The 25454-nt window shown below is 66.7% G+C and carries 27 protein-coding genes, 1 tRNA gene and 1 other RNA gene; 18 read left to right on the plus strand and 11 right to left on the minus strand.

Annotated features, from left to right (window positions below; translation table 11 throughout):
- Positions 1-3 precede the first annotated feature (3 nt).
- From EII34_RS00205 to EII34_RS00220, 4 genes are all read right to left on the minus strand, one after another.
- Positions 4-933, minus strand: coding sequence for a hypothetical protein (locus EII34_RS00205; RefSeq protein ID WP_124841589.1), 930 nt, complete (start codon positions 931-933; stop codon positions 4-6).
- Between the two features lie 69 nt (positions 934-1002).
- Entirely contained in the window at positions 1003-1854 is an 852-nt protein-coding gene (locus EII34_RS00210) for an alpha/beta fold hydrolase (protein ID WP_124841591.1), read from the minus strand.
- Between the two features lie 25 nt (positions 1855-1879).
- Positions 1880-1953, minus strand: a tRNA-Val gene (locus tag EII34_RS00215).
- Between the two features lie 57 nt (positions 1954-2010).
- Positions 2011-2463, minus strand: coding sequence for a GatB/YqeY domain-containing protein (locus EII34_RS00220; protein WP_124841592.1), 453 nt, complete (start codon positions 2461-2463; stop codon positions 2011-2013).
- 72 nt (positions 2464-2535) lie between these two features.
- Here EII34_RS00220 and prfB point away from each other — a divergent pair, with 72 nt between their 5' ends.
- The 7 genes from prfB to ssrA all read left to right on the plus strand — a co-directional run bounded on the left by prfB (position 2536) and on the right by ssrA (position 8357).
- Entirely contained in the window at positions 2536-3651 is a 1116-nt protein-coding gene (prfB, locus tag EII34_RS00225; RefSeq protein ID WP_124841594.1) for a peptide chain release factor 2, read from the plus strand.
- 118 nt (positions 3652-3769) lie between these two features.
- Entirely contained in the window at positions 3770-4456 is a 687-nt protein-coding gene (gene ftsE / locus EII34_RS00230) for a cell division ATP-binding protein FtsE (RefSeq protein ID WP_124841596.1), read from the plus strand.
- A 14-nt stretch (positions 4457-4470) separates the two neighbouring features.
- The gene (gene ftsX / locus EII34_RS00235) at positions 4471-5373 is read left to right on the plus strand and encodes a permease-like cell division protein FtsX (protein ID WP_221620148.1); all 903 of its coding nucleotides are present in this window, start codon (positions 4471-4473) and stop codon (positions 5371-5373) included.
- A gap of 17 nt (positions 5374-5390) precedes the next feature.
- Positions 5391-6803 (plus strand): M23 family metallopeptidase, encoded by a 1413-nt coding sequence (locus EII34_RS00240; RefSeq protein ID WP_124841598.1) that lies wholly within the window; start codon positions 5391-5393, stop codon positions 6801-6803.
- A 9-nt stretch (positions 6804-6812) separates the two neighbouring features.
- The gene (gene smpB / locus EII34_RS00245) at positions 6813-7301 is read left to right on the plus strand and encodes an SsrA-binding protein SmpB (protein WP_124841600.1); all 489 of its coding nucleotides are present in this window, start codon (positions 6813-6815) and stop codon (positions 7299-7301) included.
- Positions 7302-7381: 80 nt separating this feature from the next.
- On the plus strand, positions 7382-7966 hold the full coding sequence (locus EII34_RS00250) for a DUF1707 domain-containing protein (RefSeq protein WP_185711090.1): 585 nt from the start codon (positions 7382-7384) through the stop codon (positions 7964-7966).
- Positions 7967-7988: 22 nt separating this feature from the next.
- Positions 7989-8357, plus strand: a transfer-messenger RNA (tmRNA) gene (gene ssrA, locus EII34_RS00255).
- A 37-nt stretch (positions 8358-8394) separates the two neighbouring features.
- On the opposite strand, the gene EII34_RS00260 is transcribed toward ssrA, so the two are convergent.
- Positions 8395-9633: an alpha-amylase family protein gene (locus EII34_RS00260; protein ID WP_124841604.1), complete on the minus strand. Its 1239-nt coding sequence runs from the start codon at positions 9631-9633 to the stop codon at positions 8395-8397.
- Positions 9634-9704: 71 nt separating this feature from the next.
- On the opposite strand from EII34_RS00260, the gene EII34_RS00265 reads away from it, so the two are divergent.
- The 8 genes from EII34_RS00265 to secA all read left to right on the plus strand — a co-directional run bounded on the left by EII34_RS00265 (position 9705) and on the right by secA (position 19178).
- Positions 9705-10316, plus strand: coding sequence for a TetR/AcrR family transcriptional regulator (locus EII34_RS00265; protein ID WP_124841606.1), 612 nt, complete (start codon positions 9705-9707; stop codon positions 10314-10316).
- 18 nt (positions 10317-10334) lie between these two features.
- Complete coding sequence (locus tag EII34_RS00270; protein WP_124841608.1) at positions 10335-10895, plus strand: YqgE/AlgH family protein; 561 nt, start codon at positions 10335-10337, stop codon at positions 10893-10895.
- Positions 10896-10952: 57 nt separating this feature from the next.
- Positions 10953-11657 carry an MtrAB system response regulator MtrA gene (gene mtrA, locus EII34_RS00275; RefSeq protein WP_124841610.1) on the plus strand — a complete coding sequence of 235 codons (705 nt, stop codon included), beginning with the start codon at positions 10953-10955 and terminating at the stop codon, positions 11655-11657.
- A 52-nt stretch (positions 11658-11709) separates the two neighbouring features.
- On the plus strand, positions 11710-13200 hold the full coding sequence (gene mtrB / locus EII34_RS00280; protein WP_395858061.1) for an MtrAB system histidine kinase MtrB: 1491 nt from the start codon (positions 11710-11712) through the stop codon (positions 13198-13200).
- Positions 13200-14888, plus strand: coding sequence for a GerMN domain-containing protein (locus EII34_RS00285; RefSeq protein WP_185711091.1), 1689 nt, complete (start codon positions 13200-13202; stop codon positions 14886-14888). The genes mtrB and EII34_RS00285 overlap by 1 nt, the downstream gene beginning before the upstream one ends.
- Positions 14889-14935: 47 nt before the next feature.
- Positions 14936-15571 carry a ComF family protein gene (locus EII34_RS00290; protein ID WP_124841614.1) on the plus strand — a complete coding sequence of 212 codons (636 nt, stop codon included), beginning with the start codon at positions 14936-14938 and terminating at the stop codon, positions 15569-15571.
- Between the two features lie 139 nt (positions 15572-15710).
- The gene (gene hpf / locus EII34_RS00295) at positions 15711-16313 is read left to right on the plus strand and encodes a ribosome hibernation-promoting factor, HPF/YfiA family (RefSeq protein WP_124841616.1); all 603 of its coding nucleotides are present in this window, start codon (positions 15711-15713) and stop codon (positions 16311-16313) included.
- 132 nt (positions 16314-16445) lie between these two features.
- Positions 16446-19178 (plus strand): preprotein translocase subunit SecA, encoded by a 2733-nt coding sequence (secA, locus tag EII34_RS00300; protein WP_124842580.1) that lies wholly within the window; start codon positions 16446-16448, stop codon positions 19176-19178.
- A gap of 6 nt (positions 19179-19184) precedes the next feature.
- Here the strand turns inward: secA and EII34_RS00305 are convergent, their stop codons facing one another.
- Positions 19185-19502: an Rv3235 family protein gene (locus EII34_RS00305; protein ID WP_124841618.1), complete on the minus strand. Its 318-nt coding sequence runs from the start codon at positions 19500-19502 to the stop codon at positions 19185-19187.
- Between the two features lie 145 nt (positions 19503-19647).
- Between EII34_RS00305 and EII34_RS00310 the strand changes: the two genes are divergently transcribed.
- On the plus strand, positions 19648-20103 hold the full coding sequence (locus EII34_RS00310) for a DUF6912 family protein (protein ID WP_124841620.1): 456 nt from the start codon (positions 19648-19650) through the stop codon (positions 20101-20103).
- 11 nt (positions 20104-20114) lie between these two features.
- Here the strand turns inward: EII34_RS00310 and EII34_RS00315 are convergent, their stop codons facing one another.
- Positions 20115-20591, minus strand: a complete 477-nt coding sequence (locus tag EII34_RS00315) for a DUF2505 domain-containing protein (RefSeq protein WP_185711092.1) — start codon at positions 20589-20591, stop codon at positions 20115-20117.
- Positions 20592-20650: 59 nt separating this feature from the next.
- Between EII34_RS00315 and EII34_RS00320 the strand changes: the two genes are divergently transcribed.
- Complete coding sequence (locus tag EII34_RS00320) at positions 20651-21502, plus strand: PHP domain-containing protein (RefSeq protein ID WP_124841624.1); 852 nt, start codon at positions 20651-20653, stop codon at positions 21500-21502.
- Between the two features lie 44 nt (positions 21503-21546).
- Entirely contained in the window at positions 21547-22629 is a 1083-nt protein-coding gene (gene trpS, locus EII34_RS00325; RefSeq protein ID WP_124841626.1) for a tryptophan--tRNA ligase, read from the plus strand.
- Here the strand turns inward: trpS and EII34_RS00330 are convergent.
- From EII34_RS00330 to EII34_RS00345, 4 genes are all read right to left on the minus strand, one after another.
- Entirely contained in the window at positions 22623-24044 is a 1422-nt protein-coding gene (locus tag EII34_RS00330) for a DEAD/DEAH box helicase (protein ID WP_124841628.1), read from the minus strand. The genes trpS and EII34_RS00330 overlap by 7 nt on opposite strands.
- 103 nt (positions 24045-24147) lie before the next feature.
- A complete protein-coding gene (locus EII34_RS00335; RefSeq protein WP_124841630.1) occupies positions 24148-24372 on the minus strand; it encodes a DUF3107 domain-containing protein in 225 nt (74 codons plus the stop codon).
- Between the two features lie 22 nt (positions 24373-24394).
- On the minus strand, positions 24395-25201 hold the full coding sequence (locus tag EII34_RS00340) for a PP2C family protein-serine/threonine phosphatase (RefSeq protein WP_185711093.1): 807 nt from the start codon (positions 25199-25201) through the stop codon (positions 24395-24397).
- Position 25202: 1 nt separating this feature from the next.
- Positions 25203-25409, minus strand: a complete 207-nt coding sequence (locus EII34_RS00345; RefSeq protein ID WP_124841634.1) for a cold-shock protein — start codon at positions 25407-25409, stop codon at positions 25203-25205.
- Between the last annotated feature and the right edge of the window lie 45 nt (positions 25410-25454).

Here is a 25454-nt window from a genome sequence, read left to right on the forward strand (position 1 = left end):
CGCTCAGCACAGTGGCAGGGTGACCTGGAAGTTGCGTCCTGCGGCGCAGTTCATCGCAGCCAGGTCACCACGGGCCCTCTCGCTCTCCGGGCTGTGCTCGAGGGAGTCCGGGATCATGCTGCGCAGTGACAGCAGGTGGCCGTCGCTGATCCGCAGCACCACGGTGAAGGTGACCGTGACGGCCACCCCGTCCCCGGCGCGGGTCCCGTGGAAGCCACAGGTGATCCCGGAACCCTGGGCAGGATCGATGCCGATCCCGAGTGTCGGAGTCGAGGTGACATCCGTGAATGACTCCTGCTGGGCGGTCGACAGTGTTTCGCAGGCCTCCGCGACATCGCCCTGGACCTCGGCGATGGTGGCCACCTGCAGCCGCACGTCCGTCTCGGCGTGGCTGAGCCGGATCACACGGCGGTCGTTCTCGATGGACTCGTCGCCGTAGAGCCGCCAGCCCGGTGGCGCTGTGAGACTGGTGTCGTTGACCTGGAGTTCACCGATGGCCTCCGGGGCACCCTCGGTGTTCTCCGGGTCGGGTGAAGGGGTCGGGGAGGTCGGCTCACCGAGTGTGCCGGTGGCCTCGTCGGTCGTCAGGATGGGGGAGGGAACGGCACGGTGCCTGATGACGAGGAACCAGCTCGCCACGCCGACGGCGATCACCAGCAGACCGGCCGCCAGGATCAGCAGCCATCGGCGATGAGGGTGGCTGCCGCTCGGTGCTGACGGTGGGTCCGTGACCGGTGTGGGTCGGCTGGTGGGCCGTGGGACGGGGTCCTCCTCGGCAGGAGCGAACCGTCGCCCTGCCCGATTGGGTGGCTGCTCCTCCTCGGGCTCGGGAAGTGCCCGCCGTCCGCTGTGTGCCGGGGGGACGGGGAGCTGATCCTCCGACGCAGGGGCTGCACCACGTCGGGGAACCGCATGCGACCACTCGTCGGCCATCAAGCTCCTTTCCACCGCTCTTCGGCGCACAAGTCTAGGGCGTGTCGGGCCGAAGTCATGCCGGATCGATCACAGCAGTTCGCACAGGACGTGCCCGGCCCGCTGCTCGGTGAGGAAACCGGTGACCGCGCTCCGGAAGGCCGAGGGTTGCTCCACCCAGGGGTAGTGCCCGGACTCGTCGATGACGACGACCTCGGCCCGTGGCAGCACGGCGGCAAGCGACCGGGCGGCGGAGGGGGTGAGGGTCGGATCCTTCTCCCCGGCGAGGATGAGGGTGGGGGCTGGCAGGTTCTGCAGGGCCTCCCGGAGGTCGACGGGGCCGGGAGCGAAGAACTGGGCGGCGGCCTCAGGGTTCCATTGGCCGATCCGGGAGTGCGCCGAGGTGGTGTCGTCCCAGCGTGCGTAGAAGGCCGGGGCCACGGCGTGCTGCCACGCGTGGTGGGCAGTCGCGTCGTGCAGGTCCGGGGGGTGTTCGAGGGTCCGCAGGGCTTCTCGGAACGCCTCGTCGTCCCGTTCGGCGATGATCGCCTCGATGTCGGTGTCGATCTCCAGCATCGGGGGAGGGGTGATGAGCACCAGCTGCTCCACGAGTCCCGGGTGCCCGCTGGCCAGTGCGACGGCGATGCGGCATCCGGCGGAATGTGCGATCACCGTGACGGGGGTGTCCAGGGTGCTGGCGAGTTCCGCCATGTCCTCGGCCTGGGCCCACCATGTGGCGCGGGACGAGTCGACCGGCTGCGGGGTGTCACCGACCCCACGCAGTTCGGGCACCACCAGGTGGAGGTCCTGGGTGAGGCCGGCCAGGTCCTGGAGGTAGGACGGGTGCCGCGCTGGGCCACCGGCGATCACCAGGGCAGGAGGCCCTGCGCCCATGACATGGTGGGCCAAGGGCAGGGAATCACTCAGCACGATGGCAGGCATGTCTCCACCATACGCCGTCCCCGGGTGGGCGCAGAGGGACTTGAACCCCCGACTCCCTGCTTGTAAGGCAGGTGCTCTGACCACCTGAGCTATGCGCCCTCGGGTTCACCGACCCGGCCACTGTAGCGGCCCCGGGTCGGTGAGCCCAGTCGAGGGTCAGGCCAGGGCGTCCTTCACCAGGGTGGCGACGGTCCTGCCCTCGGCCCGGCCTGCCACCCGAGCGTTGACGGCCTTGATGATCGCCCCCATCTGTTTCATCCCGGCTTCCGGGACCGCGGCCACCTCCTCGGCGACGATGGCCCTCACCTCGTCGTCGGTGAGTGGGGCGGGCAGGTAGGCGGCCATGAACTCGGCCTCCTGCTCCTCCTTCGCGGCCAGTTCGAGGCGCCCCGCCTCGGCGTAGGTGGCCGCGGAGTCACGACGCTTGCGCTGCTCCTTCGTGATGACCGCGATCTCCTCCTCGTCGCTCAGCTCCCGGGCGACGTCACCGGCCACCTCCTCCACGGTGATCGCCGCCATCATCATGCGGATGACGGATTTGGTGAACTCGTCCTTCGCGCGGAGGGCATCCGCGAGATCCTTCTTCAGGCGGGTCTTCGTCGCAGCCATGTGCTTCCTTTCTCTTGGCACCCAATTCAACCAGCCCGGCGGGGAGGGCTCTTGCAGGTAGAATGGCGCATCGTGGCTGAAGCAGACCTCTCCCTCGTGATCGACCAGTTGTCCAAGTCCCTCACCTCCATCGAGGCGGTGGCGGACCTGCCGAGGCTGCGCGCGGAGATCGCGCAACTCTCCGAGGAGGTCGCGGCCCCGAACCTGTGGGACGACCAGGACAACGCCCAGCGTGTGACATCGACGCTGTCGGCCCGGCAGGCGGAGGTGGAACGGCTGGAGTCACTGCGGAGCCGACTCGACGACGCCGGGGTGATGCTGGAGCTCGCCGCGGAGGAGGACGACGCCGAGACCCGCGGCGAGGTGGAACGTGAACTGGCGAGACTCACCGAGGAGGTCGAGGCCCTGGAGGTCCGCACACTGCTCTCCGGTGAGTACGACTCGCGTGAGGCGCTGGTGACGATCCGCGCCGAGGCTGGCGGGGTGGATGCGGCCGATTTCGCCGAGAAGCTCATGCGGATGTACCTGCGCTGGGCCGAACGGCACGGTTATCCCGTCGAGGTCTACGACACCTCCTACGCGGAGGAGGCAGGCCTGAAGTCGGCCACCTTCGCGGTCAAGGCCCCCTTCGCCTACGGCACCCTCTCGGTGGAGCAGGGCACCCATCGGTTGGTGCGCATCTCCCCGTTCGACAACCAGGGTCGCAGGCAGACCTCCTTCGCCGGTGTCGAGGTGCTGCCGGTGACGGAGGAGACCGACTCCATCGACATCCCGGAGGGGGACATCCGGGTGGACGTCTTCCGTTCCTCGGGGCCGGGTGGCCAGTCCGTCAACACCACCGACTCGGCGGTGCGGATCACGCACCTGCCCACGGGGCTGGTGGTCAGCTGCCAGAACGAGAAGTCGCAGCTCCAGAACAAGGCGGCCGCGTTGCGCGTGCTCCAGTCCCGGCTCCTGGAACTGGCCCGGGCGGAGCGTGAGAAGGAGATGAACGCGCTCAAGGGCGATGGCGGCAACTCCTGGGGGGCCCAGATGCGTTCCTACGTGATGAATCCCTACCAGATGGTCAAGGACCTGCGCACCGAACACGAGGTGGGCAATCCGGACGCCGTCTTCGACGGTGACATCGACGGATTCATCGATGCAGGAATTCGCTGGCGGAAGCGGACGGAGGCTGCTGCCAGTTGACAGGTGTGCCGCAGCGGCGTGTTGCTGTCGGAGGCATCTCGGTCGGTGTGCTTGACTTCATACTGACCGTGTCCTGGAAGAGTTCCAGGATCTTCCCCTAGTCGGTCGGAGAAACACAGTGATCACGTTCGAGGACGTCACGAAGTTCTATCCCGGGCAGGACCGCCCGGCGCTTCGGAACATCAACCTTGAGATCGGCAAGGGTGAGTTCGTCTTCCTCGTCGGCCAGTCAGGGTCCGGCAAGTCGACCTTCCTGCGGCTGATCCTGCGCGAGTACCGCCCCTCCCAGGGCACGCTCTACGTCGCGGGGAAGAACCTCAGCACCTTGAACCAGTGGAAGGTGCCTGCCCTGCGTCGTCAGATCGGCACCGTCTTCCAGGACTTCCGGCTGCTTCCCGGCAAGACGGTCTACGAGAACGTCGCCTTCGCGCTCCAGGTGATCGGCAAACCGAATCGGGTCATCAAGCAGCTGGTTCCCGACACCTTGAGGCTGGTCGGTCTGGAGGGCAAGGAGAACCGGCTCAACGAGGAACTCTCGGGTGGTGAGCAGCAGCGTGTCGCGATCGCACGGGCCTTCGTGAACCGGCCGAAGATCCTCATCGCGGACGAGCCCACCGGAAACCTCGATCCCGAGACGAGTGTCGGCATCATGAAGCTCCTCGACCGGATCAACCGCAGCGACACCACCGTCATCATGGCCACCCATGACTCCACGATCGTCGACCAGATGCGCCGTCGCGTGCTCGAGCTCCGCCAGGGGGAACTCGTGCGTGACCAGGCCAAGGGTGTCTACGGCAGCAACTGAGAACGAGGATTTCAATGAGGCATTCACTTCGCGAGACCTGGTCCGGGCTCAAACGCAATCTCGCCATGACGATCGCCGTGATCGTCACGACATCGGTGTCGCTCACGCTGTTCGGACTGGGCCTGCTGACCTCCCAGGAGGTCGAGCTCGTCAAGTCCCGCTGGTACGACAAGATCGAGATCTCGGTCTTCCTCTGCACCGAACGGACCACCGGTGGTACCTGTGAGGACGGCAAGGAGACCACCGACGCCCAACGGGAGGCGATCAGGACCGCCCTCGAGGCGAACCCGGAGGTCAAGGAGGTCTTCTACGAGACCAAGGCCGAGGCCTTCGCCGAGTTCCAGCGCGTGTTCAAGGACTCCCCGGTGCTGGCCTCGCGCACCGAGGAACAGATGCAGGACTCGTTCCGGATCAAGCTCGTCAACCCCGAGAACTACAGGGGGGTGGTCAGCGAGGCCCAAGGGCTGCAGGGCGTGCAGAACGTCCAGGACCTGAAGGGGGTCCTCGACCCTGTCTTCAGGGCGCTCAACATGCTCCAGTGGGCCACGCTCGGGATGAGCGTCCTGCTGCTGGTGGCGGCTGCCCTCCAGATCTCCACCACGATCCGTATGGCTGCCTTCACCAGGCGTCGCGAGATCGGCATCATGCGGCTGGTGGGCGCCTCCAATTTCTACATCCTGCTGCCCTTCCTGCTGGAGAGTCTCGTCGCGGCCCTCCTCGGCGTTCTGCTGGCGAGTGCCGCGCTCGGGACCACCTATGTCCTGGTCATCGACAACTACCTGCGCCAGAAGGTGCTCGCCCTGCCCTGGATCGGCCAGTCCCACCTGATGGTGACCCTCGGTGCCATCGCGGCCGTGGGCATCGCCCTGTCCATCATTCCCACACTTCTGGCTGCCCGGAAGTACCTGAGAATCTGACATGTGAGGAGACCAAGGTGAATCGGGATCTTCCCCCTCTGCCCGAGAACCGTAAGCTCACCCGAGTGATGCGTGGCGTCGTGACCCTTGCGGTCGGCATCGCGTTGACCTGCGCCCCGGTCCACGTGGCGGGTGCCGATGAACTCGATGATCGTCGGGACCAGCTGGACGAAGAGCTGAAGGAGCAGCAGGAATCCGTCGAGGGTGCCTCCAACGAGCTGACCGAGGCGGTCAAGGCCTACGAGAGCGCGAAGGGTGAGCTCAGCACCGCGGAGAAGGAACTGGACGAGGCTGAGGCCGCGCGCAGCAAGGCCCAGGAACTTGACGCCCAGCGTGCCGAGGAGTTGAAGGCAGCCGAGGTCCGGCTCGAGAAGGCCAAGGCGGATGTCGACTTCACCAGGGCCTCCTACGATGTCGTCGACCGCCGCACGAGTGAGGAGGTCAACGTCATCGCCCAGCAGAACGGTGGGCTCCTCCAACTCTCATTGTTCCTCAGTGATGCGGAGGCCAGCGAGTTGAACCAGCGTGCCCAGCTCTCCGACACCCTCTTCTCCTCCTCGGCCCTCGAACTCGACGAGTTGACCGAACGGCGCTTCGCGATGGAGTCCGCCGAGACCGAGGCGGCCGAGGCCGAGCAGGCGGCCGAGGAGGCGCGTCAGGCCGCTGCCGAGCAGCTCGAGGTGACCAAGCAGAAGGAGAAGGCCGCGGAGGACAAGAAGGCCGAGGTGGCGAAGAAGGTCGAGGAGAAGGACGCCGCCAAGAAGGCCGCCGACGATCAGTTGGCCGCGGAGAAACAGCGCCAGAGTGAACTGGAGAACGAGTCCGCTGACCTCGACCGTCGCATCAAGCAACGGATCGAGGAGCAGAAGCGGCAGGAGGAGGAACGCCGACGGGCCGAGGAGAGGGCCGCTGCCGAGAAGAAGGCCGCGGACGAGAAGAAGGCCGCGGAGCAGGAGGCCCAGTCGAGGAAGAAGTCCTCGGAGTCGTCGAACACCTCCGGTGGGGGTTCAGGGAACGGGACCGGGGGCGGCACCGGATTCATGCGTCCCGTGAACGGTCGGCTCAGTTCGCCCTACGGGATGAGACTGCATCCGGTGCTGGGGTACTGGAAACTGCACGACGGAACGGACTTCGCCGCCTCCTGCGGTGCCGAGATCCGGGCGGCCGCCGACGGCAAGGTGGTGGAGAAGTACTTCAACTCCGGCTACGGCAACCGCCTCATGATCGATCATGGTCGGGTGGGTGGCTCGTACGTCACCACCGGATACAACCACGCCACCCATTACGTGGTCTCCGTGGGGGAGCAGGTCTCCAAGGGAGAGGTCATCGGATACGTCGGCTCGACCGGGTACTCCACCGGGTGCCATCTCCATCTCATGGTCTGGGAGAACGGCTCCAGGGTGAATCCCATGAGTCGTTGGTTCAGCTAGGATTGACCGATGCCCAGAGAGACCGGACGCAAACTGGTTGCCCAGAACAAGAAGGCCCGTCACGACTACCAGATCGGGGAGTCGTTCGAGGCCGGTCTGGTGCTGACCGGGACCGAGGTCAAGACCCTTCGTCTCGGCCGGGTGAGCCTGGCGGAGGCCTACGCGACCGTGGACGACGGTGAGGTCTGGCTGCGCAACGTCAACATTCCCGAGTACGAGTTCGGTACCTGGCGCAACCATGCGGCCACGCGGTCCCGCAAGCTGTTGCTCAACAAACGGGAGATCGCGCGGCTGGCCCGGGAGACCGAGGCGAGCGGCCGGACCATCGTCCCGCTGTCGATCTACTTCAAGGACGGTTACGCCAAGGTGGAGATCGCGGTGGCCACGGGCAAACGTGACTGGGACAAGAGGCAGTCCATCGCGGAGCGGGACGCCAACCGGGAGGCACAGCGAGCACTGCGTGCCCGCAACCGGTTGGGGAGCAGCCGTCGACGGTGACCTGGGTCACTGCTGGCTGAGGGTTCGCTCAGGGCAATCCCCAATGGAAGCTGGACCGTGGACAGGGCACCATGGTCACCATGACCGATCCGATCCTCTCCGCCCCCGTCACCGATGTGCAACGGGACAGAGCGGTGGAGTACCTGCAGCGCGCCTATGCGGCGTCAGAGATCTCCGACGAGATGTTCGAACAGCGCCTGGGGCTCGCGCTGACGGCGACGACCCGTGCCGAGCTCAACGCCTCACTGCGAGGCCTGGCGCGGGTGGCGCCGTCGATGCTGGTCGGCCAACCAACGGCACCCCCGCAGCCGGTCAACGGGATGAACAACGTCCTGGCGGGGATCATCCATCTGGGCACTCTGCCCAGCATGTTCGTCCTGCCGGCCATCGCCAAGGGGGCGGCCTCACCGCAGTCCCGGATCTCGCTGGAGGCCTCCCGCGCGATGTGTTTCCAGTTCAGCGCCCTGATCTACGGGGCGATCGCGATCTTCCTGACGGCGATGGGGATCACCCCCGCGTCGTTGCTGTTCGTGGGGTTCGTGTCCTGGGCGCTGATGACGCTGTGGTTGGCGATCCGTGCCTTCAACGGGGATCACAGCACCAAGGCGATCGAGAAGTTGATGCTGATGCGTCCCGTGGAGGACCAGCAGCCACGAGTGCGCTAGACTGGTGCAGCACAACTCAAGAGGGGATGACTGGTTTCGACTTGGACGGTTGTTCGAGGAGAAGCGGGCCGAGGACCCACACTCATCTCGTGAACGATGTGTGGAAACCAACAAGTGCCAAGAACAATCGCACTGACTTCGCTCTCGCTGCCTGATCAGCGATCGAAGGGTCACGCCCGGGTTTGCCTTCGACCCGGTGCCTGGCCTCATTCCAGAAGGCTTGCTGGACGACCTGCGTCGCAGGGGTCGTTCGGGACTTCACTGCGACTGGGCCCGGCTGCAACTTGCTGACGTGAGTGCAGGGGCTGAGTGGACCGACTAGTCAGCTGCGCCCGGAGAAGCCCTGGTTCGCCTTTCAAGGACGCGGGTTCAATTCCCGCCATCTCCACCCCGGATGCCCCGGCCACCTGGCCGGGGCATCCGTGCGTTCAGCGGGTGCTCCACAGGGTCTCACCGGAGGAACCACGGATCCACGCCTGTGGGCTGTCGTTGACGTCCAGCTCGATCTCCAGGTGCTGCCCTTCGTCGGCCGAGACCCGGTACCGGTACCGGGTGTTGTCCAGGTGCAGCGTCGTGGTCCGGGCACGCACCAGCCACGGGTGCCTGCGCCTGAGCCCGATGAGGTCCTGGTGGGCCCGCAGCACGTGGGCACCGAGTGGGGACAGCTCCGCCGGAGAGCCCGGGAAGGCCGGACGGATCTCGTCGTCCCCACCGAGGCGGTCCTCCTTGATCCCGGCGAAGGCCTGTTCGTCCCCGTAGTAGATCGACGGTACCCCGCCGAGTGTCATGAGCAGGGTCAGGGCGCACACCGCTGCCTCGTTGCCGATGCGGGAGGCGATCCGGGTGACGTCGTGGTTCCCGATGAAGGTCTGTGGGATGAAGTGCGCCAGGAAACCGTTGTGGCGCTGGAGGGCCCAGTCCAGCTCGAAGAAGTTCCGGTCGTCGAGGGAGGACCAGATGGCCTTCCACAACTCGTACTGGGTGACCGAGTCGATCCGGGAGCGGGCCACGAAATCGACGTAGTCGCCGTGCAGCACCTCGCCGAGGAACCAGGCGTCAGGGTGCCGGTTCCTGGCCGCCGGGATCACCTCGGCCCAGAACTCGGGGGCGACGGAGTAGGCCGCGTCCAGCCGCCACCCGTCGATGCCGCGCTCCAGCCAGTGGTTCAGCACGTGCGTCACGTGCCGCACGGTCGCGGGGGAGGAGTGGTTGAACCGCACCAGTGAGGAGTGTCCCTCGAACACCCGGGGGACCGGGCCGCCGTCGGCTTCCCAGTCGATGTCGAACAGCTGGGCGGAGGGATGCCCGGGGCCTTCGGCCAGCGCGGCGCGGACGTCCGCGTGTTTGGCGCCGACGTGACTGAACACGCCGTCGAGGAGGATGCGCAGTCCGCGCTCCTTGCAGGCGACGACCAGGGCGTCGAAGTCCGCATCATCGCCCAGGCGGGGATCGATGCGCAACAGGTCCGTCGAGTCGTAGCCGTGGGTCTCGGAGGCGAAGATCGGGCCGAGCAGCATCCCGGAGCAGCCGAGCTCGACGGCGTAGTCGAGCCAGTCGATGAGGTGTCTCAACCGAGGACTGGGTGCGCCGTGTGCCTCACGGATCGGGGCTCCGGTGAATCCCAAGGGGTAGACGTGCCACCAGATGGCGTGATCGATCCAGGTCATGTCGACTCCTATTAGTGAACAAGATTCAGTAGTTGCTAGTGATCGTAGTTCAGTAAAGCTATGATGGCAACGTGGCCCGCACCGACAAGAAGCAACGTCTCCGCCTCGACCCCGGGTCCCGGCGGACAGCGATCCTCGACGCGGCCGGGAAGTTGTTCGCTTCACGGCCCTACCCGGAGGTGACGGTGGCGGCGATCGCTGAGGCGGCCGGGGGCTCCGGTGCGCTGGTGTACCGCTACTTCGACGGCAAGGAGGGGCTCTACGCCGAGCTGGTCCACAGGGCCATCGCAGGACTGATGGAACGTCAGGAAGAGGCGATCAGGACACTGGGGGAGCACACCTGTGCCAGGGACCGGGTCCGGGCGGCGCTCATCGTGCTCCTCGACCACATCGCCTCCCAACCCAGGGCCTGGGCCTTTCCCTTCCGTGAACCCGGCGGAGAACCGGCAGCGGTCCTGGAGCTGAGGGTGGATGCCAGGAAACGATACGTCGCCGAACTCGGGGCCCTCCTCAGTCCCAGTGAGCAGTGGCGGCACGACTACGCGTTGTGGGGATGGCTCGGTCACGTCGACGCGGCCTGCCTGCGCTGGGTGGACCAGGGCTGTCCTGCGGACCATAGATGGGCACTACTCGACAGCCTGCTCGGTGCACTCGAGGGAGCACTCGGGGACTGGGCTGCGTGATGTTGGCACAATGGCGACATGATTCCGGGTGAACCACGAGCAGGACAGCTGTTGATCGCGCGTGATCCCGGGGACGGGAGCTACTTCGACCGCAGCGTGGTTCTCCTCCTCGACCACGACGACGAGGGTTCGGTCGGGGTGTGCCTGCACCAACCCGGCGCCCAGCCGCTGCCGCCACCGCTGATGGAGCTGCGGCCGCTGCTCACCCCGCCGGCCGAGATCTTCGAAGGAGGGCCGGTCAACGAGCACGCCGTCATCGGGCTGGCCCAGCTGCGTCGTCCGGGAAGCCACCCCAAGGGCTGGCAGCCGCTGTTCCAGGATGTCGGGTCACTGGCCCTGGACACCCCGTACGAGGAGCTGGACGGCCACTTCTCCCACCTCAGGATCTTCATGGGACTCGCAGGATGGGGACCGGGGCAGCTCATCGGGGAACTGCTCCGGGGCTCCTGGTTCCGTACCCCCGCCACGCCGGAGGAGATCTTCGCGACCCCGGAGCGACTCTGGCAGCGGATCCTCAGACGGTGCGGTGGTCAGTGCGGGCTCTGGTCCACCTGGACCGACACTCCGTCCTGGAACTGAAAACCCGATCGGGACGACCGGATAGCATGGTGGGCAGGTCCGAGCAGGAGGTGGACGTTGGCAGAGGCACGCAGTCGCAGCCTCATCCTCATCGTCGATGACGACGCGGCGCTGTCCGAGATGTTGCAGATCGTGTTGCGTCAGGAGGGGTTCGACACGGTGCACTGCGGGACCGGGACCGGAGCCCTGTCCGCGATGCGGGAGTCGCGTCCCGACCTGGTGCTGCTCGACCTGATGCTCCCAGGACGTGACGGGGTCAGCATCTGTCGCGACATGCGGGCCGAGTCGGGGGTCCCCATCGTGATGCTCACCGCCAAGTCCGAGACCGACGACGTCGTGGCCGGACTGCAGGCAGGAGCTGACGACTACGTCGCCAAGCCCTTCAAGGCGAAGGAACTGCTCGCCCGGATCCGCACCAGGCTGCGGCGGGTCAGCACGGATCCCGGCACTGATCAGTACACCATCGGGGATCTCGTCATCTCGACGGCGGCCCACACGGTCAAGCGTGGTTCGACGGCGCTGTCGTTGACACCGCTGGAGTTCGACCTCTTGCTGGCCCTGGCCAAGCGTCCCACCCAGGTCTTCACCCGGGAAGCGCTCCTCGACGAGGTCTGGGGGTACCGCAATGCCACCGACACCCGGCTGGTCAACGTCCACGTCCAGAGATTGCGTTCCAAGGTCGAACAGGACCCCGAGCACCCGAAGATCGTGGTGACGGTGCGTGGCATCGGATACCGGGCCGGTGAGTCGCAGCAGTGGTGAGCGGGGAATCCGCCGCCTGATCCAGCTGTGGTGGAGTTCACTGCCGCTGCGGGTGCTGGCCAGCACCTTCGTGACCTCCTGCGTGATCCTGGTTCTTGCCGGTGTGTTCCTGATGCAGCAGACGGCCGATGGGATCGTCGACGCCAAACGGGCCTCGGCGGTGCGGGAGGCCGCTGGCATGCAGCGCTTCATGCAGGAGCAGCTGCTGTTGCCGGAGCTGAGGGGCGTGGCGACCTACGAGCAACTCAGCCGTCTCGCAGAGCTGGCAGGAGCCCAGGCCGGACAGTTCCAGGTGATCATCCAGGGCCCGGCATCCCGTGTCTACTCGGCCACTGACATCCTGTACGAGTCGATCCCCGATGAGCTGATCACCCAGGTCGACGACAGCGACGGGATGTTCATCGTGCCGACCAGGCTCTCCGCCTCGGCCACGGTGCTCAACCGGCAGCCGGGTCTGGTCGTCGGGTCCACGCTGGTCTCGCCGCTCGGCGAACGGTTCCCCGTCTTCTACGTGTTCCCGATGACCAGTGAGGTGGCGACACTCGGCAACGTGCAACGGGCCGTCTACTCCACCGGAGCCGTGCTCCTGGTCGGGCTGACCGCCATCGCCTACCTGGTGACCCTGCAGGTGGTCAGACCGGTCCGCAAGGCCAGTCGCACCGCGCTGCGGCTGGCCTCCGGGCGGCTGGATGAACGCATGACGGTGCGTGGCAGCGATGACCTCGCCTCCCTGGCGGTCTCCATGAACACCATGGCCTCGGACCTGCAACAACGCATCCGGGAACTGGAGGAGCTCTCCGCCGTGCAGCGCCGCTTCGTCAGTGATGTCAGCCATGAACTGCGGACCCCGTTGACGACCATCAAGATGGCGGCCGATCTGCTCTACGAGGGACGCGATGAGCTCCAACCCCAGGATCGGCGCACCGTGGAGCTCATGGACTCGGAACTCGAACGGTTCTCGGCGATGCTCGCAGACCTGCTGGAGATCTCACGCTTCGATGCCGGGGCGGCCGTGTTGGCCCTTGAGGAGGGCGACCTGATCGGACTCGTGGCCACGGAGATGGAGGCACAACGCAGCTTCGCTGCCAGCCAGGGCAGTGAACTGCGGCTGCACGTCGACGGTGAGGCCACCGCCGAGATGGACACACGTCGGATCAGTCGGATCCTGCGCAATCTGCTGACCAATGCCATCGACCACGGTGAGGGCCGTCCCATCGATGTCACCGTCGCGGGGGATGACGACGCCGTCGCGGTGACCGTACGGGACCACGGGGTCGGCTTCGACGCCGACCAGTCGGCCCGCGTCTTCGACCGGTTCTGGCGGGCCGACCCGTCCCGGACCCGGCATGCCGGGGGAACCGGACTCGGCCTGGCGATCGCCCTCGAGGACGCGCGGCTCCACGCGGGCTGGCTGTCGGCATGGGGACGCCCCGGCCGTGGGGCACAGTTCCGGCTGACCCTGCCGAGACGACCGGGGATCGTGCTGAACAGCTCCCCGTTGCCCATCATCCCCGTCGACATCATTGCGCGGAAGGAGTTGTGATGCGTCACCCGGGACTGCTGGTGGGACTCCTGGTGGTGCTGCTGTCAGGCTGCACGCCACTGCCGACCTCGGGGCCTGTGGTCGAGGTCTCGGTGAACACACAGGGCCGAGGGGTCCAGATCGCCCCGGAACCACCCGCCGAGGGCATGACACCGGTTCGCGTCGTGGAGGGGTTCCTCCAGGCGATGTCCGACCCGACCGGGAACTACGCGGTGGCTCGGCAGTACCTGGCGGCCCCGGCGGCGACGACCTGGGACCCCGGGGCCCGAACGGTGATCTACGACGGAGGGCTGACCGAGACGGACGGAGTCGTGACCCTCCAGGGGAGGGAGCGCGGACTGCTGGATCACGATGGTCGCTTCCGGGTGCTCAGTGGCGAGCTGGGGCACGACTTCGAACTGGTCGAGGAGGACGGTGAATGGCGGATCGGGGCGGCACCGGAGGGGGTCCTGCTCTCCGGCTACATCTTCAACCGCTCCTACGCGATGGTGAGGTCCTATTTCATGCTCCGTGGCGGCCAGGCCGTCATCGCGGACGTCGTGCACACCCCGGCGGTGGATCTCACCCCGGAACGGGTGCTGCGGGCGCAGCTCGCCGGACCCTCGCCAGAACTGGCACATGCCGCCCGCAACGCCATCCCGCACGGGGTCGCCCTCGGCCCGGGTGGGGCCGCCGTCGATTCCGAGGGCATCGTCTCCGTGGACCTGATCGGTCTGCCGGACAACCTCCCGGATGAGGCCCGTCGTGCTCTCGGGGCCCAACTGTTGTGGTCGTTGGCCTCCATCCCCCGCGTGACCGGGTTGCGGGTGAACGCAGACGGGGTGCCGTGGGCGATTCCCGGGCAGAACGCCGATCGGGTTCTGGAACTGACCTCCCAACAGGGGTACCGGTCGTTGTCGAGGGCCACCGCCGTCGACCTGTACGGGGTGCGGGACTCCAGGCTCGGCAGGCTCAGCCCGGAGGGCAACTTCATCCCCATGGGAGGGGACGGCGAGCCCCTCGACATGGCGGCGATCTCCCTCGACGGCGCCACCATCGCCCAGGTCGCAGCCGAACCCGGACAGGTGCGGATCGGTCCTGCCGCCGGGGCATTGACCTCGTTCGACAGCACCGTGCGACAGGTCAGATCGGCCCAGTTCGCCGCGGGGCTGCTGTGGCTGCTGGGAACCGACGAGACGGGAGACCAGCGTCTGGTGACCCTGTCGCCGCAGGGAGAGGTGGGAGTGATCGACACCTCGACGCTGCCCGGTGGGATCGTCGACATCGCAGTCGACCCGACAGGCACCCGCATCGGAGTGCTGCTCGAGGTGGAGGGACAGGTTCAGTTCGGTCTGGTCATGATGGATGACGCACGGCAACTCTCGCCGTGGCGGGCACTCACCGTGGCTGCGGACTCCGGCGAGGTGTTGTCAGGGTTCACCGCCCTCGACTGGACCAGCGAGATCGATCTCGCGGTGATCGCGAGGGATGGGGCGGGGGGCTCGGTGTTCCTCGTTCGCATCGATGGTTCCCGGGTCCAGGACATCGGCCCAGTGATCGGGGAGCCGGTCCAGGTGACCGCCCTGCCCCGGCCGAGTGGGGACTCCGTTGCGATCCGGCACCCTGACGGCCAGGTCGTGGTCTACAGTGCACATCGCACCTGGCAGACCGCCACGGCGCACTTCGACTGGATCAGCTATCCCGGATGACCTGTGGACAAGCGTCCTGAGCGGGAGCAGGTGCCCATGATGGGGACATGAGGTTCCTCGACGCAGCCGCTGACCTTCTCCTCGGGGCGAGCTGTCCTGGCTGCCGCATCCCCTCCCTGGGGGTGTGCGCGAGTTGCGCCGGGCAGCTCCGGCAGCACCCGACACATGTGGTCAGACGCCCCGGACTCGACACGACGGTCTTCGCGGCGGCACCGTACCGTCCCCTGCTGGACCGGATCATCCCGACGTTCAAGGACGACGGGGCATGGGGTTGTGCCGGTTTCCTGGCAGGACTGCTGGCCCGCAGCCTCCAGCACCATGACCTGCGGCAGGGAGTGCTGCTGGTGCCTGTCGCCTCCCGTCCCGACGCGGTGCGACGTCGAGGTCTCGACCACGGCCGGGTGCTGGCCAGAGGTGCGGCGCGTCGGCTCGGGGTCGGGTGGGCGGCCCTGCTCAACCGGCCCAGTGGTGGAGCCGCCCAGCGAGGCCTCGACCGCCGCGGCAGACTTGAACTGTCCGCGTCGAGGTTCAGCGTCAGACGAACCGGGCGGCCTGTCATCCTCGTGGATGACGTGGTCACGACGGGGGCGACACTGCGCTCAGCCATCGGTGCGCTGCGTGACGCGGGTGTGCAGGTGGCGGGTGCAGCTGTCATCGCGGATGCGAACACGTTCCCCATCTGACGAAATTGCCTTGCCATCGGCCCACGGGGGAGTAATCTCGAGGAATGGAGGACGCCAGCACCAGCCGACCGAAAGGTCGGTACGGGCTGGCGTCAGGCTTTGAGGTCCCTTGATCTCTCACTGCACATCAGGAGGAAGCATGGACATCGTCGTCACCGGTAGGCACTGCACTGTTGGTCCTGACCTGAAGGAACTCGTGCACGAGCGCATCGCAACGGTCGAGCGACTCCGGGATCGGGTGATCCGGGTGGAGGTCGAGTTCTCCGCATCCGAGGCACGCAACCCCTCCGACGCCATCGAGGTGCAGATCACGCTCCGGAGCAGGGGCCCGGTGGTGCGTGCCGAGTCCCGCGCCCACGACAAGACCCTCGCCTTCGAGCAGGCCTTCGACCGGTTGAAGGTCCAGCTGCGCAAGGCCGCTGATCGGCGCAAGACCCATCGTGGCCTGCGCACCGCCGTCATCGTCGAGCCGGCTCCCGCCACCGAGGTGGTGGAGGCGCCGGAGCCCGAGGTGTCCCGTCGGGAGGTGGCCGGACTCGTGGTCGACGGTGACGGTCCACTGGTGGTCAGGGAGAAGGAGTTCGACTCCGCCCCGCTGACCCTGGCCCAGGCCCTCGACGAGATGGAACTCGTCGGTCACGACTTCTTCCTCTACCAGGATGCAGAGACGGGGCGCCCATCCGTGGTCTACCGCAGGAAGGCCTACAACTACGGTGTGATCCATCTCAACGTGAACCAGTGACGTCATGAACAACGGCGGACCGGGTCTCTCCCGGCCCGCCGTTGTTTGTGGTGACGGTCAGGCTGGCTAGGATTGCAGGCGGTGCGCCGTTGGCCACACTCGTCAACCCGAAGGAACACAGCTGTGGGTTTCATGGATTTCCTGAGCGGTCTCGGATCCGGGGCTCAGCTCAAGAAGCTGAAGAAGGTCGCGGATCAGGTCAACCTGATCGAGGAGGACTTCTCGTCGATGTCGGACGCCGAGCTTCGTCAGCAGACCGACGAGTTCAGGAAGCGACTGGAGGACGGCGAATCCCTCGACAAACTGATGCCGGAGGCCTTCGCCACGGTTCGTGAGGCCTCCGTCCGAGTGCTCGGCAAGCGCCATTTCGACGTGCAGATCATGGGAGGCGCAGCGCTCCACTGGGGCAACATCGCCGAGATGAAGACCGGCGAGGGCAAGACCCTCGTCGGCACCCTGCCCTCCTACCTCAACGCCCTGGACGGCAAGGGGGTCCACATCGTCACCACCAATGACTACCTGGCCAAGTACCAGTCGGAGCAGATGGGGCGGATCCACCACTTCCTCGGTCTGGAGGTGGGGGTGATCCTCGCCTCCATGACCCCGGCCGAACGCCGCGTCGCCTACGGGGCCGACATCACCTACGGCACCAACAACGAGTTCGGGTTCGACTACCTGCGTGACAACATGGCGCTCAGCGTCGAGGACCTCGTGCAGCGTGGGCACCACTTCGCCATCGTCGACGAGGTCGACTCGATCCTCATCGATGAGGCACGAACTCCGCTGATCATCTCCGGGCCCTCGCAGGACAATCACGAGTGGTACCCGGTGTTCGCCCGGCTGGTCCGGCAGATGAGCCGCGACGTCGACTACGAGGTCGACGAGAAGAAGCGCACCATCGCCATCGGGGCCTCCGGCATCGAGTTGGTCGAGGACCGGCTCGGCATCGACAACCTCTACGAGTCGGCCAACACCCCGCTCATCAGCTACCTCAACAACGCGATCAAGGCCAAGGAACTGTTCAAACGGGACAAGGACTACGTCGTGCTGGACGGTGAGATCCTCATCGTCGACGAGCACACCGGTCGCAGTCTCGCCGGGCGACGCTACAACGAGGGTCTTCACCAGGCACTCGAGGCCAAGGAAGGCGTCAAGATCAAGGATGAGTACCAGACCTTGGCGACGGTGACCCTCCAGAACTTCTTCCGCATGTACGACAAGCTCGCGGGCATGACCGGTACGGCGAAGACGGAGGAGTCGGAGTTCCAGAAGATCTACGGCCTGGGGGTCATCCCGATCCCGACCAACATGCCGATGATCCGCAAGGACCAGAAGGACAAGATCTACCGCACGGCCGAGGCGAAGTACGAGGCCATCGTCGCGGATGTCGTGGAACGTCATGAGAAGGGGCAACCGGTCCTGATCGGTACCGCCTCGGTGGCCAAGTCCGAGATCATCTCCGGGCTGTTGAAGAAGGCCGGTGTCCCGCACGAGGTGCTCAACGCCAAGCAACATGCCCGCGAGGCCGCGGTGGTCGCCCAGGCCGGCCGCAAGGGTGCCGTCACCGTCTCCACGAACATGGCAGGTCGCGGCACCGACATCATGCTGGGTGGCAACCCGGAGTTCCTCGCCGACCTGCAGCTGCGCAAGCAGGGCCTGGACCCCGTGGAGCACCCGGAGGAGTACGAGGCGCAGTGGCCCGACACCCTCAAGGCGCTGGAGGAGCAGGTCGAGGCGGAGCACAACGAGGTGGTGGAGGCCGGTGGCCTCTACGTGATCGGCTCGGAGCGGCACGAGTCGCGTCGGATCGACAACCAGCTCCGAGGACGTTCCGGACGGCAGGGCGATCCGGGGGAGTCCCGGTTCTACCTCTCCCTGCGTGACGACCTGATGCGTCTGTTCACGCCGGACCACCTGGAACGTTCACTGCTGATGATGAAGGTGCCGGATGACGTGCCGATCGAGTCGAAGCTCGTGAGCAATGCCATCGAATCTGCGCAGAAGCAGGTCGAGTCGCAGAACTTCGAGATGCGCAAGAACGTGCTCCGCTACGACGACGTGATGAACCGGCAGCGCCACGTGGTCTACCGTGACCGGCGACGGGTGCTCGACGGTGAGGACATCTCGGAGCAGTTGCGTGACCGTGCCGGTGAGGTGGTCGAGGCGGTGGTGCGGCAGCACACCGTCGGGGTGCCCGAGGACTGGGACCTGGACATGTTGTTCAACGAGTTGCGCACGGTCTATCCCGTGGGCGTGGACCAGGCAGAGGTGGAGGACGAACTGCCGAGCCAGGACGAGCTGGTCGAGCTGCTCGTCGACGACATCGCCGTGGCCTACGCCGCACGGGAGGAGTCGTTGGGCGAGGAGACCATGCGTGAACTGGAGCGCCAGGTCCTGCTCTCGGTGGTGGACCGCAACTGGCGAGAGCACCTCTACGAGATGGACTACCTTCGCGAGGGCATCGGGTTGCGCGCCATGGCCCAGCGTGACCCCCTGGTCGAGTACCAGCGGGAGGGTGGCGACATGTTCGTCTCGATGCGGGAGGCCTCCTTCGAACAGGCCATCCAGATGCTGTTCAACGTTCCTGTCAACAAGCCGGAGCCGCTCGAGGTCGGTGTGGTCACCGATGCCGATGGCAGGCCGGAGGATGTCCTCGGCAAGGCGGAGGCCGTGCGGACCGGCAAACCTGCACCGCTGGCCAAGGGCCTCGAGGGCAAGAAGCAGGAGAACCTCACCTATTCCGCGCCTGACGAATCCGGAGAGGTGACCACCACTCGCGCCGGATCGAAGCAACCGAGGCGGACCACGTCGTCGGGCGGTGGCAACCGCGCAGCTCGTCGCAAGGCGGCCAAGAAGCGCCGTTGAACGAGATCACCCGGCGCCGACGAGGGCCAGGTCAGAACAGTTCCACGTCTCGGCCAGTTCCAGTCTGAGACACAGGGCGAGCCATCGCTCGCCACTCTGGATCGTGCCCGTGGCCTCGGCGACGCCGGGGCTCGGGCACTGCACGTGCATCCGGCCCAGACGTCCCGGGCGAAGATCCAAGGTGTCGACGTAGACGACCAACCGGTTGAATGCCTCCGGAGCGAGCCAGGGCCGGATCTGGTGCAGTGCGCGGGACCCGACGAGTGCCTCGCGGATGCAACGGGCGACGATGAACGCCGCCTGGGTGAGCTGGGGATGGGTCATGGGGTCACGTTAGACACGTTGGTGTCACCCCGGCCGGGGTTCGGCATCAGGTGACAACACCTCGGCCCGGATTGACAACACCTGACCGCGGTGGCGGCATCGGTGCCGCGGCAGGGCGTAGGGTGGTCGCGTGGTTGGAGAATTGGTGTTCATCCCCATCGCACGGGAGGAACTGGGAGCGATCGACGGCTCGGTGACCTTGCGCGACCGTGAGGCCCACCGCGTCACCCCTGAGCTGCTGGAGGCCCTGGGCTACACCACGGAGCAGCGCGAGGACGCGGAGTACGCAGCACTCGTGCTGGCCTCGGTGGCCGCATTGGCGAGGCATGGCGAGCGGCTGGTGCTCGTGGCGGACGTGGCCCCGGCCCTGGTCTCCCAGGGCCGGGACCTGGACAATGGCGGATGTGTGCTCTCAGAGGTCCCACAACGGTCGCTGACCTGCTGGTTCAGTGAAGCGCCGGGCGTCGACTGGACAGCCGCAGCCGTTGCTGCGAAAGGCCTCGACATCGACACTGCGTGGGGATTCGATGAGGTTCAGGAACTGCTCGCCAGTTCCGACCTGCTGTGGAACGACGTCGAGGAGTACCGTCGGGGGCTGTGAGCGAGGGCAGGTCAGGACTTGCTCAGCCAGGCCCGGGCACGACGCTCGATGCCCGCGAAGGCGGACTTGATCATCGGTTCGACCATGCCTTCCACCTTCTTCCCGACGAGTGGGATCTTCACCTCCAGTTCGCCGTCGTACTGGGCCACCGAGGCGTTCTCCCCGGCGGGGGAGAGCAGGGCGTTGGCCTCCACGGCCACGGGAGCGCCTGCGATGTCCACGGTGAAGATGCCCTGCCGGTTGCCGGCCTCGTCGGGCTGGCTCCAGGCGAAGGACTGGGCGATCTTGATGCCCTTTCCGAAGAACTTCGAGATGGATTCGGGGGCGGGCAGGGACAGCTTGAGGTGGGTGGTCTCCCCGTCGATGTCGACGGTGTGCTCGAGTGCACCGGCATGCCTGGCGATGTCGTCGATGAACTCGGGGTTGCGGAAGAGGGCGACGACCTCGTCGGTGGTGCCGTTGAACTCGTGGCGGTAGTTGAGTTTCATGGCGGACAATCTAGCGCTCATCCACCGACGCCACGAGCCGGGTTCACTACGATGGCGTCATGAGGATCGACCTGCACACCCACTCCCGGGTCAGCGACGGCACCGACACGCCGACGATGCTGGTGATGAAGGCTTTCCAGGCGGGGTTGGACGTCATCGCGCTCACCGACCACGACACCTTCGACGGGGTCCCGGAAGCACTGGAGGCGGGCAAACGCATCGGTGTGAAGGTGCTGCCCGGGATCGAGATCTCATGTCGTCTCGAGGGGCGGACCGTGCACCTGCTGGGATACGGGTGCGACATGTGGAACCGAGCGCTGAACGCAGAGCTCGCGAAGGTTCGGGTCGGCCGGACACAGCGTTTGCCGCAGATGTGCGCCCGACTGGCTGATCAGGGTATCACGATCACGGTCGACGACGTGATGGCGGTGGCCCAGGGCGCCCCGTCGATCGGCCGCCCCCACGTGGCGGATGCCCTGGTGGTCAAGGGGGTGGTCAAGGACCGGCAGGAGGCCTTCGACGGCTACCTGGCGGAGGGAGGACCCGCATATGTCCCTCGTTACTCGATCGACCTCGACCAGGGCATCGATCTGGTGCACGAGGCGAGGGGTGCGGCGGTGATCGCCCATCCCTGGGGACGCAAGAGCCGGGAGGTGCTGACGGCTCCTGTCATCGAGAAGCTGACCAGGGAACACCAGCTGGACGGTTTCGAGACCGATCACCGGGATCATGACCGGGACACCCGCCTGCTGCTGTTCGAACTGGGAGCACGCCTGGGACTGATCAGAACCGGTTCCAGTGACTACCACGGAGCGAAACGTCCTGACCGTGACCTGGGGTGCTTCACCACCCGGAAGAGTGCCTACCTGGAGTTGCTCAGCAGGATCCGTGCCCGCGGTGGCACGGCCTGAGAGGTGTGTGTCCCGACGTGGCTCCAGACGATAGGCTGACCCGCATGGAAACGGAGTTCCACGACCCTGACAGGACCCTCGCCCGCTCGGAGGAGCGCAGCCGCGAGATCGAGGCCCAGATCGCAGCGGACCCCTCCCGGTTCCGGCTGCTGACCGGTGACCGTCCCACGGGACGGCTGCACATCGGGCACTACTTCGGCTCGTTGATGAATCGGGTCCGGTTGCAGGACCGGGGCATCGAGACCTACCTCATCGTCGCGGACTACCAGGTCATCTACGACCGTGACGGGGTGGGGGAGCTCAAGGACAACGTGTTCAACATGGTGGCCGACTACCTGGCGGCCGGCATCGATCCGGAGCGCACCGTCATCTTCACCCACTCCGCGATCACCGCGCTGAACCAGCTCATGCTGCCGTTCCTGGCGCTCGTCACGGATGCGGAACTGCGTCGCAACCCGACGGTGAAGGATGAGCTGGCCACCTCGAACCGGCCGATGTCCGGGTTGATGCTCACCTTCCCCGTCCACCAGGCCGCCGACATCCTGTTCTGCAAGGCCAACTTGGTGCCGGTCGGCAAGGACCAGCTCCCACACATCGAACAGGCCCGGGTGATCGCCAGGCGCTTCGACGAGCGGTACGGCCGGGTCGATCCGAGTCGTCCCGTCTTCCCGGCGGCCGACGCGCTGTTGAGCCGAAGCGGGACGGTGCTGGGTCTGGATGGTCAGAAGATGAGCAAGTCCAGGGGCAACACCATCGAACTCGGCATGACGGCCGAGCAGACGGCGAAGCTCATCAAGCGGGCCGTCACGGACTCGGATCGTCACATCACCTTCGACCCTGCCAACCGACCGGAGGTGAGCAACCTGGTCAACATCGCCGCGATGTGTCTGGACCGGGAGCCGGTCGATGTCGCCGAGGAGATCGGCGACGGCGGGGGCGGCGGCCTGAAGAAGTTGGTGACCGCCGCCGTCAACGACCACTTCGCCCCGCACCGTGCCAGGCGTTCCGAGCTCCTGGCGAACCCGGATCACCTGTGGGCGGTGCTGCGACAGGGCAATGAACGGGCCAACGCCGTGGCGGAGGCCACCCTGGCGGAGGTCCGCCAGGCCATGAGCATGGACTACTGATCCTGGTCGGTGACGTCCACGCCGGCCCGGCGGCGACGACGGCGCCGCTTCGGGGTGGCTTCGTCGCTCTTCGGGGGCTGATCCCCCGGGCCCTCGGTGTGACGGCGGCGTCGACGCCTGGTGGTCCCCTCCGAGGTGGTCTCCGGTTTCGCCCTGTCCTTCCGGGCAGGGCGGGCCGAGCGTGGGAGCCTGCCCTTGGTGCCCTCGGGGATGTCCAGGTCCTCGTACAGGTGGGGTGAGGAGGAGTAGGTCTCGACCGGGGTGTCGAAACCCAGGTCGAGTGTCTTGTTGATCACCTTCCAGCGGGTCACGTCTGCCCAGTCGACCAGGGTCACCGAGATCCCGGAGTTGCCGGCCCGCCCGGTGCGTCCGATGCGATGGACATACGTGGCATCGGTGTCGGGGCACTCGTAGTTGATGACGTGGCTGACCCCGGTGATGTCGATTCCTCGAGCGGCGACATCGGTGGCGACCAGGGTGGTGACCGTACCCGCGCGGAACTTCTTCAGGGCGCGCTCCCGGGCCGCCTGGTTCAGGTCACCGTGGATCGCGGCCGCCGGGAATCCCCGGTCCACCAGCTCATCGGTGAGTCGCTGGGCGGCTCGTTTGGTACGGCAGAAGACCATGATCTTGCCGGCGTCACGGGCCTGGATGATCCGGGCCACCACCTCCGGCTTGTCCAGGTCGTGGGCCTGGTAGACGAACTGGGTGATGTCCGGGACCGTGGCCGAGGCGTCAGCCCCCTCGGCGCGGATGTTGACAGGGTGGTTCAAGGTGGCCCGGGCCAGCGCAAGGATCGGTGCCGGCATCGTCGCGGAGAACAGCAGGGTCTGCCGCGAGGCGGGGGTTCTCGCCAGCAGTTTCTCGATGTCCGGCAGGAAGCCCAGGTCCAGCATCTCGTCCGCCTCGTCGAGGACCAGCACCTGGATCCTCGACAGGTCGAGGGCACGACGGTTGGCCAGGTCGAGCAGTCGGCCCGGCGTGCCGACGGCGACATCAACGCCCTTCTCGAGTGCTGCGAGCTGCTCGTCGTAGCCGGTGCCACCGTAGATGGTGAGCACCCGGGTGCCCAGCCGGGAGCCTGCGAGTTCCAGGTCACGGGCCACCTGGAGGGCCAGCTCCCGGGTGGGGGCGATGACCAGTGCCCGGGGGCGACCGTGATCAGCCGGCTCATCCGGGTCCTCGGCCAAGGCCTCCAGCCGGTGCAGCAGGGAGGTGCCGAAGGCCAGGGTCTTGCCGGTCCCGGTCCGGGCCTGACCGATCAGGTCGGTGCCGCTGAGGGCCAGGGGGATCGCGAGGGTCTGGATCGGGAACGGGTGGACGATGCCGGCCGCGGCGAGGGCGGCGGTGATCTCCTCCCGGATCCCGAGATCGGCGAAGGTCTCTGTGGTGGGGGTTGTCTCGCTCAGGGTCAGACCTAACTGTCAGGCGGTCGCCGCAGGTGTGGCGACCGCGGGGCATCCAGCCTCCGGGCGAGTCCACCGCGACAACGCGGATCGGAAGTGGGAGGGCCGGGTTCTACAGTGCGCCGAAACCGACGGGGCGGGCATCGGCGGGGCCGAGGTCCAGGTAGGCCACCTTGGCGGCCGGGATGAGAACTCGACGACCCTTCTCGTCGGTCACCTCGAACAGGGAGCCATCGGCGAGCGCGGCACGCAACGAACCCAACACCTCGTCCGCGTTCTCCGTGGTGCGGAGCTGAAGCTCGCGGTTGATGTCGCTGATACCGATGCGCACGTCCATGTGGACAACCATAGCGAAGTCGTCACAGTTCGTGCCGCAACAGGGCCACGGTGATGTTGTCACGACCACCGAGATCGTTCGCCCAGGTGGCGAGTGCCTCCACGATGGCGACCAGGGTCTCACGGCCGCGGGTCTGGTACTCGAGCACGGCTCGCAGGGCATCCGGTGCGCTGGCGTAGTTCCACAACCCGTCGGAGCACAGCAGCAACCAGCCCGCGGAGGGTGGCCGGAGCTCGACGAGCGCGGGTGTGACGTCGGAGGCGTTGCGACCGAGCCAGCGGGTGATCGAGTGGGCCTGCAGTGAGGCCTCGGCCTCCTCCCTGGCCATGCCGAGCATCATCCGGGCCTGGGCCATGGAATCGTCCTGGGTGAGCTGCCAGGTGGCACCGTCATCGCCGAACCAGTAGGCACGGGAATCCCCGATGCTGCCGACCAGCAGGCGACTGCCCTGGACGGCAGCAGCGACGAGCGTGCAGGCGGAGGCCTCTCCCTCGGGGGCTGCGGCCAGCACCGCCTCGTGGGCGTGTCCGAAGGCAGCGCGGAAGGCCTTGGCATCCGGACCCGGGCCGGAGAGCGCCCCCATCAGTGTGGAGCACGCGGTCTCCGCGGCGATGAGGGAGGCTCTCTCGGATCCGTGGGCGGTGCTCACGCCGTCAGAGACCACCAGGACGGCCTGTCGCACCGCCAGGTCCCGTGCCGCGAGGTTGAGGGCGTCCTGGTTGGTGGGGTGGCGTCTGCCCCGGTCGCTGCACCCGGCGAGCCACGGCACCGGGGAGGCCACGTAGTGGTGCCTGGCATTCGGCGAGGCACCGTCCTCGACGTTGGTCACCTCACAGCGGGCGGACGTGATCCGCCTGCTTGCCCTTGGGTCCCTGGACGATCTCGAACTCGACGCGCTGGTTCTCGTCCAGGGTCCTGAACCCGGTGGTGTCGATGGACTTGTAGTGCACGAAGACATCCTCGCCGGGGGCACCGTCGACAGCGATGAAGCCGAAGCCCTTCTCCGCGTTGAACCACTTGACGGTTCCCTGAGCCATGTTGTTCTCCTGAATCGCTGGCCATCGCACGGTGCGACGAACTCC

The organism is Arachnia propionica (assembly GCF_003859805.1).
In the GTDB taxonomy this organism is placed as follows: domain Bacteria; phylum Actinomycetota; class Actinomycetes; order Propionibacteriales; family Propionibacteriaceae; genus Arachnia; species Arachnia propionica_C.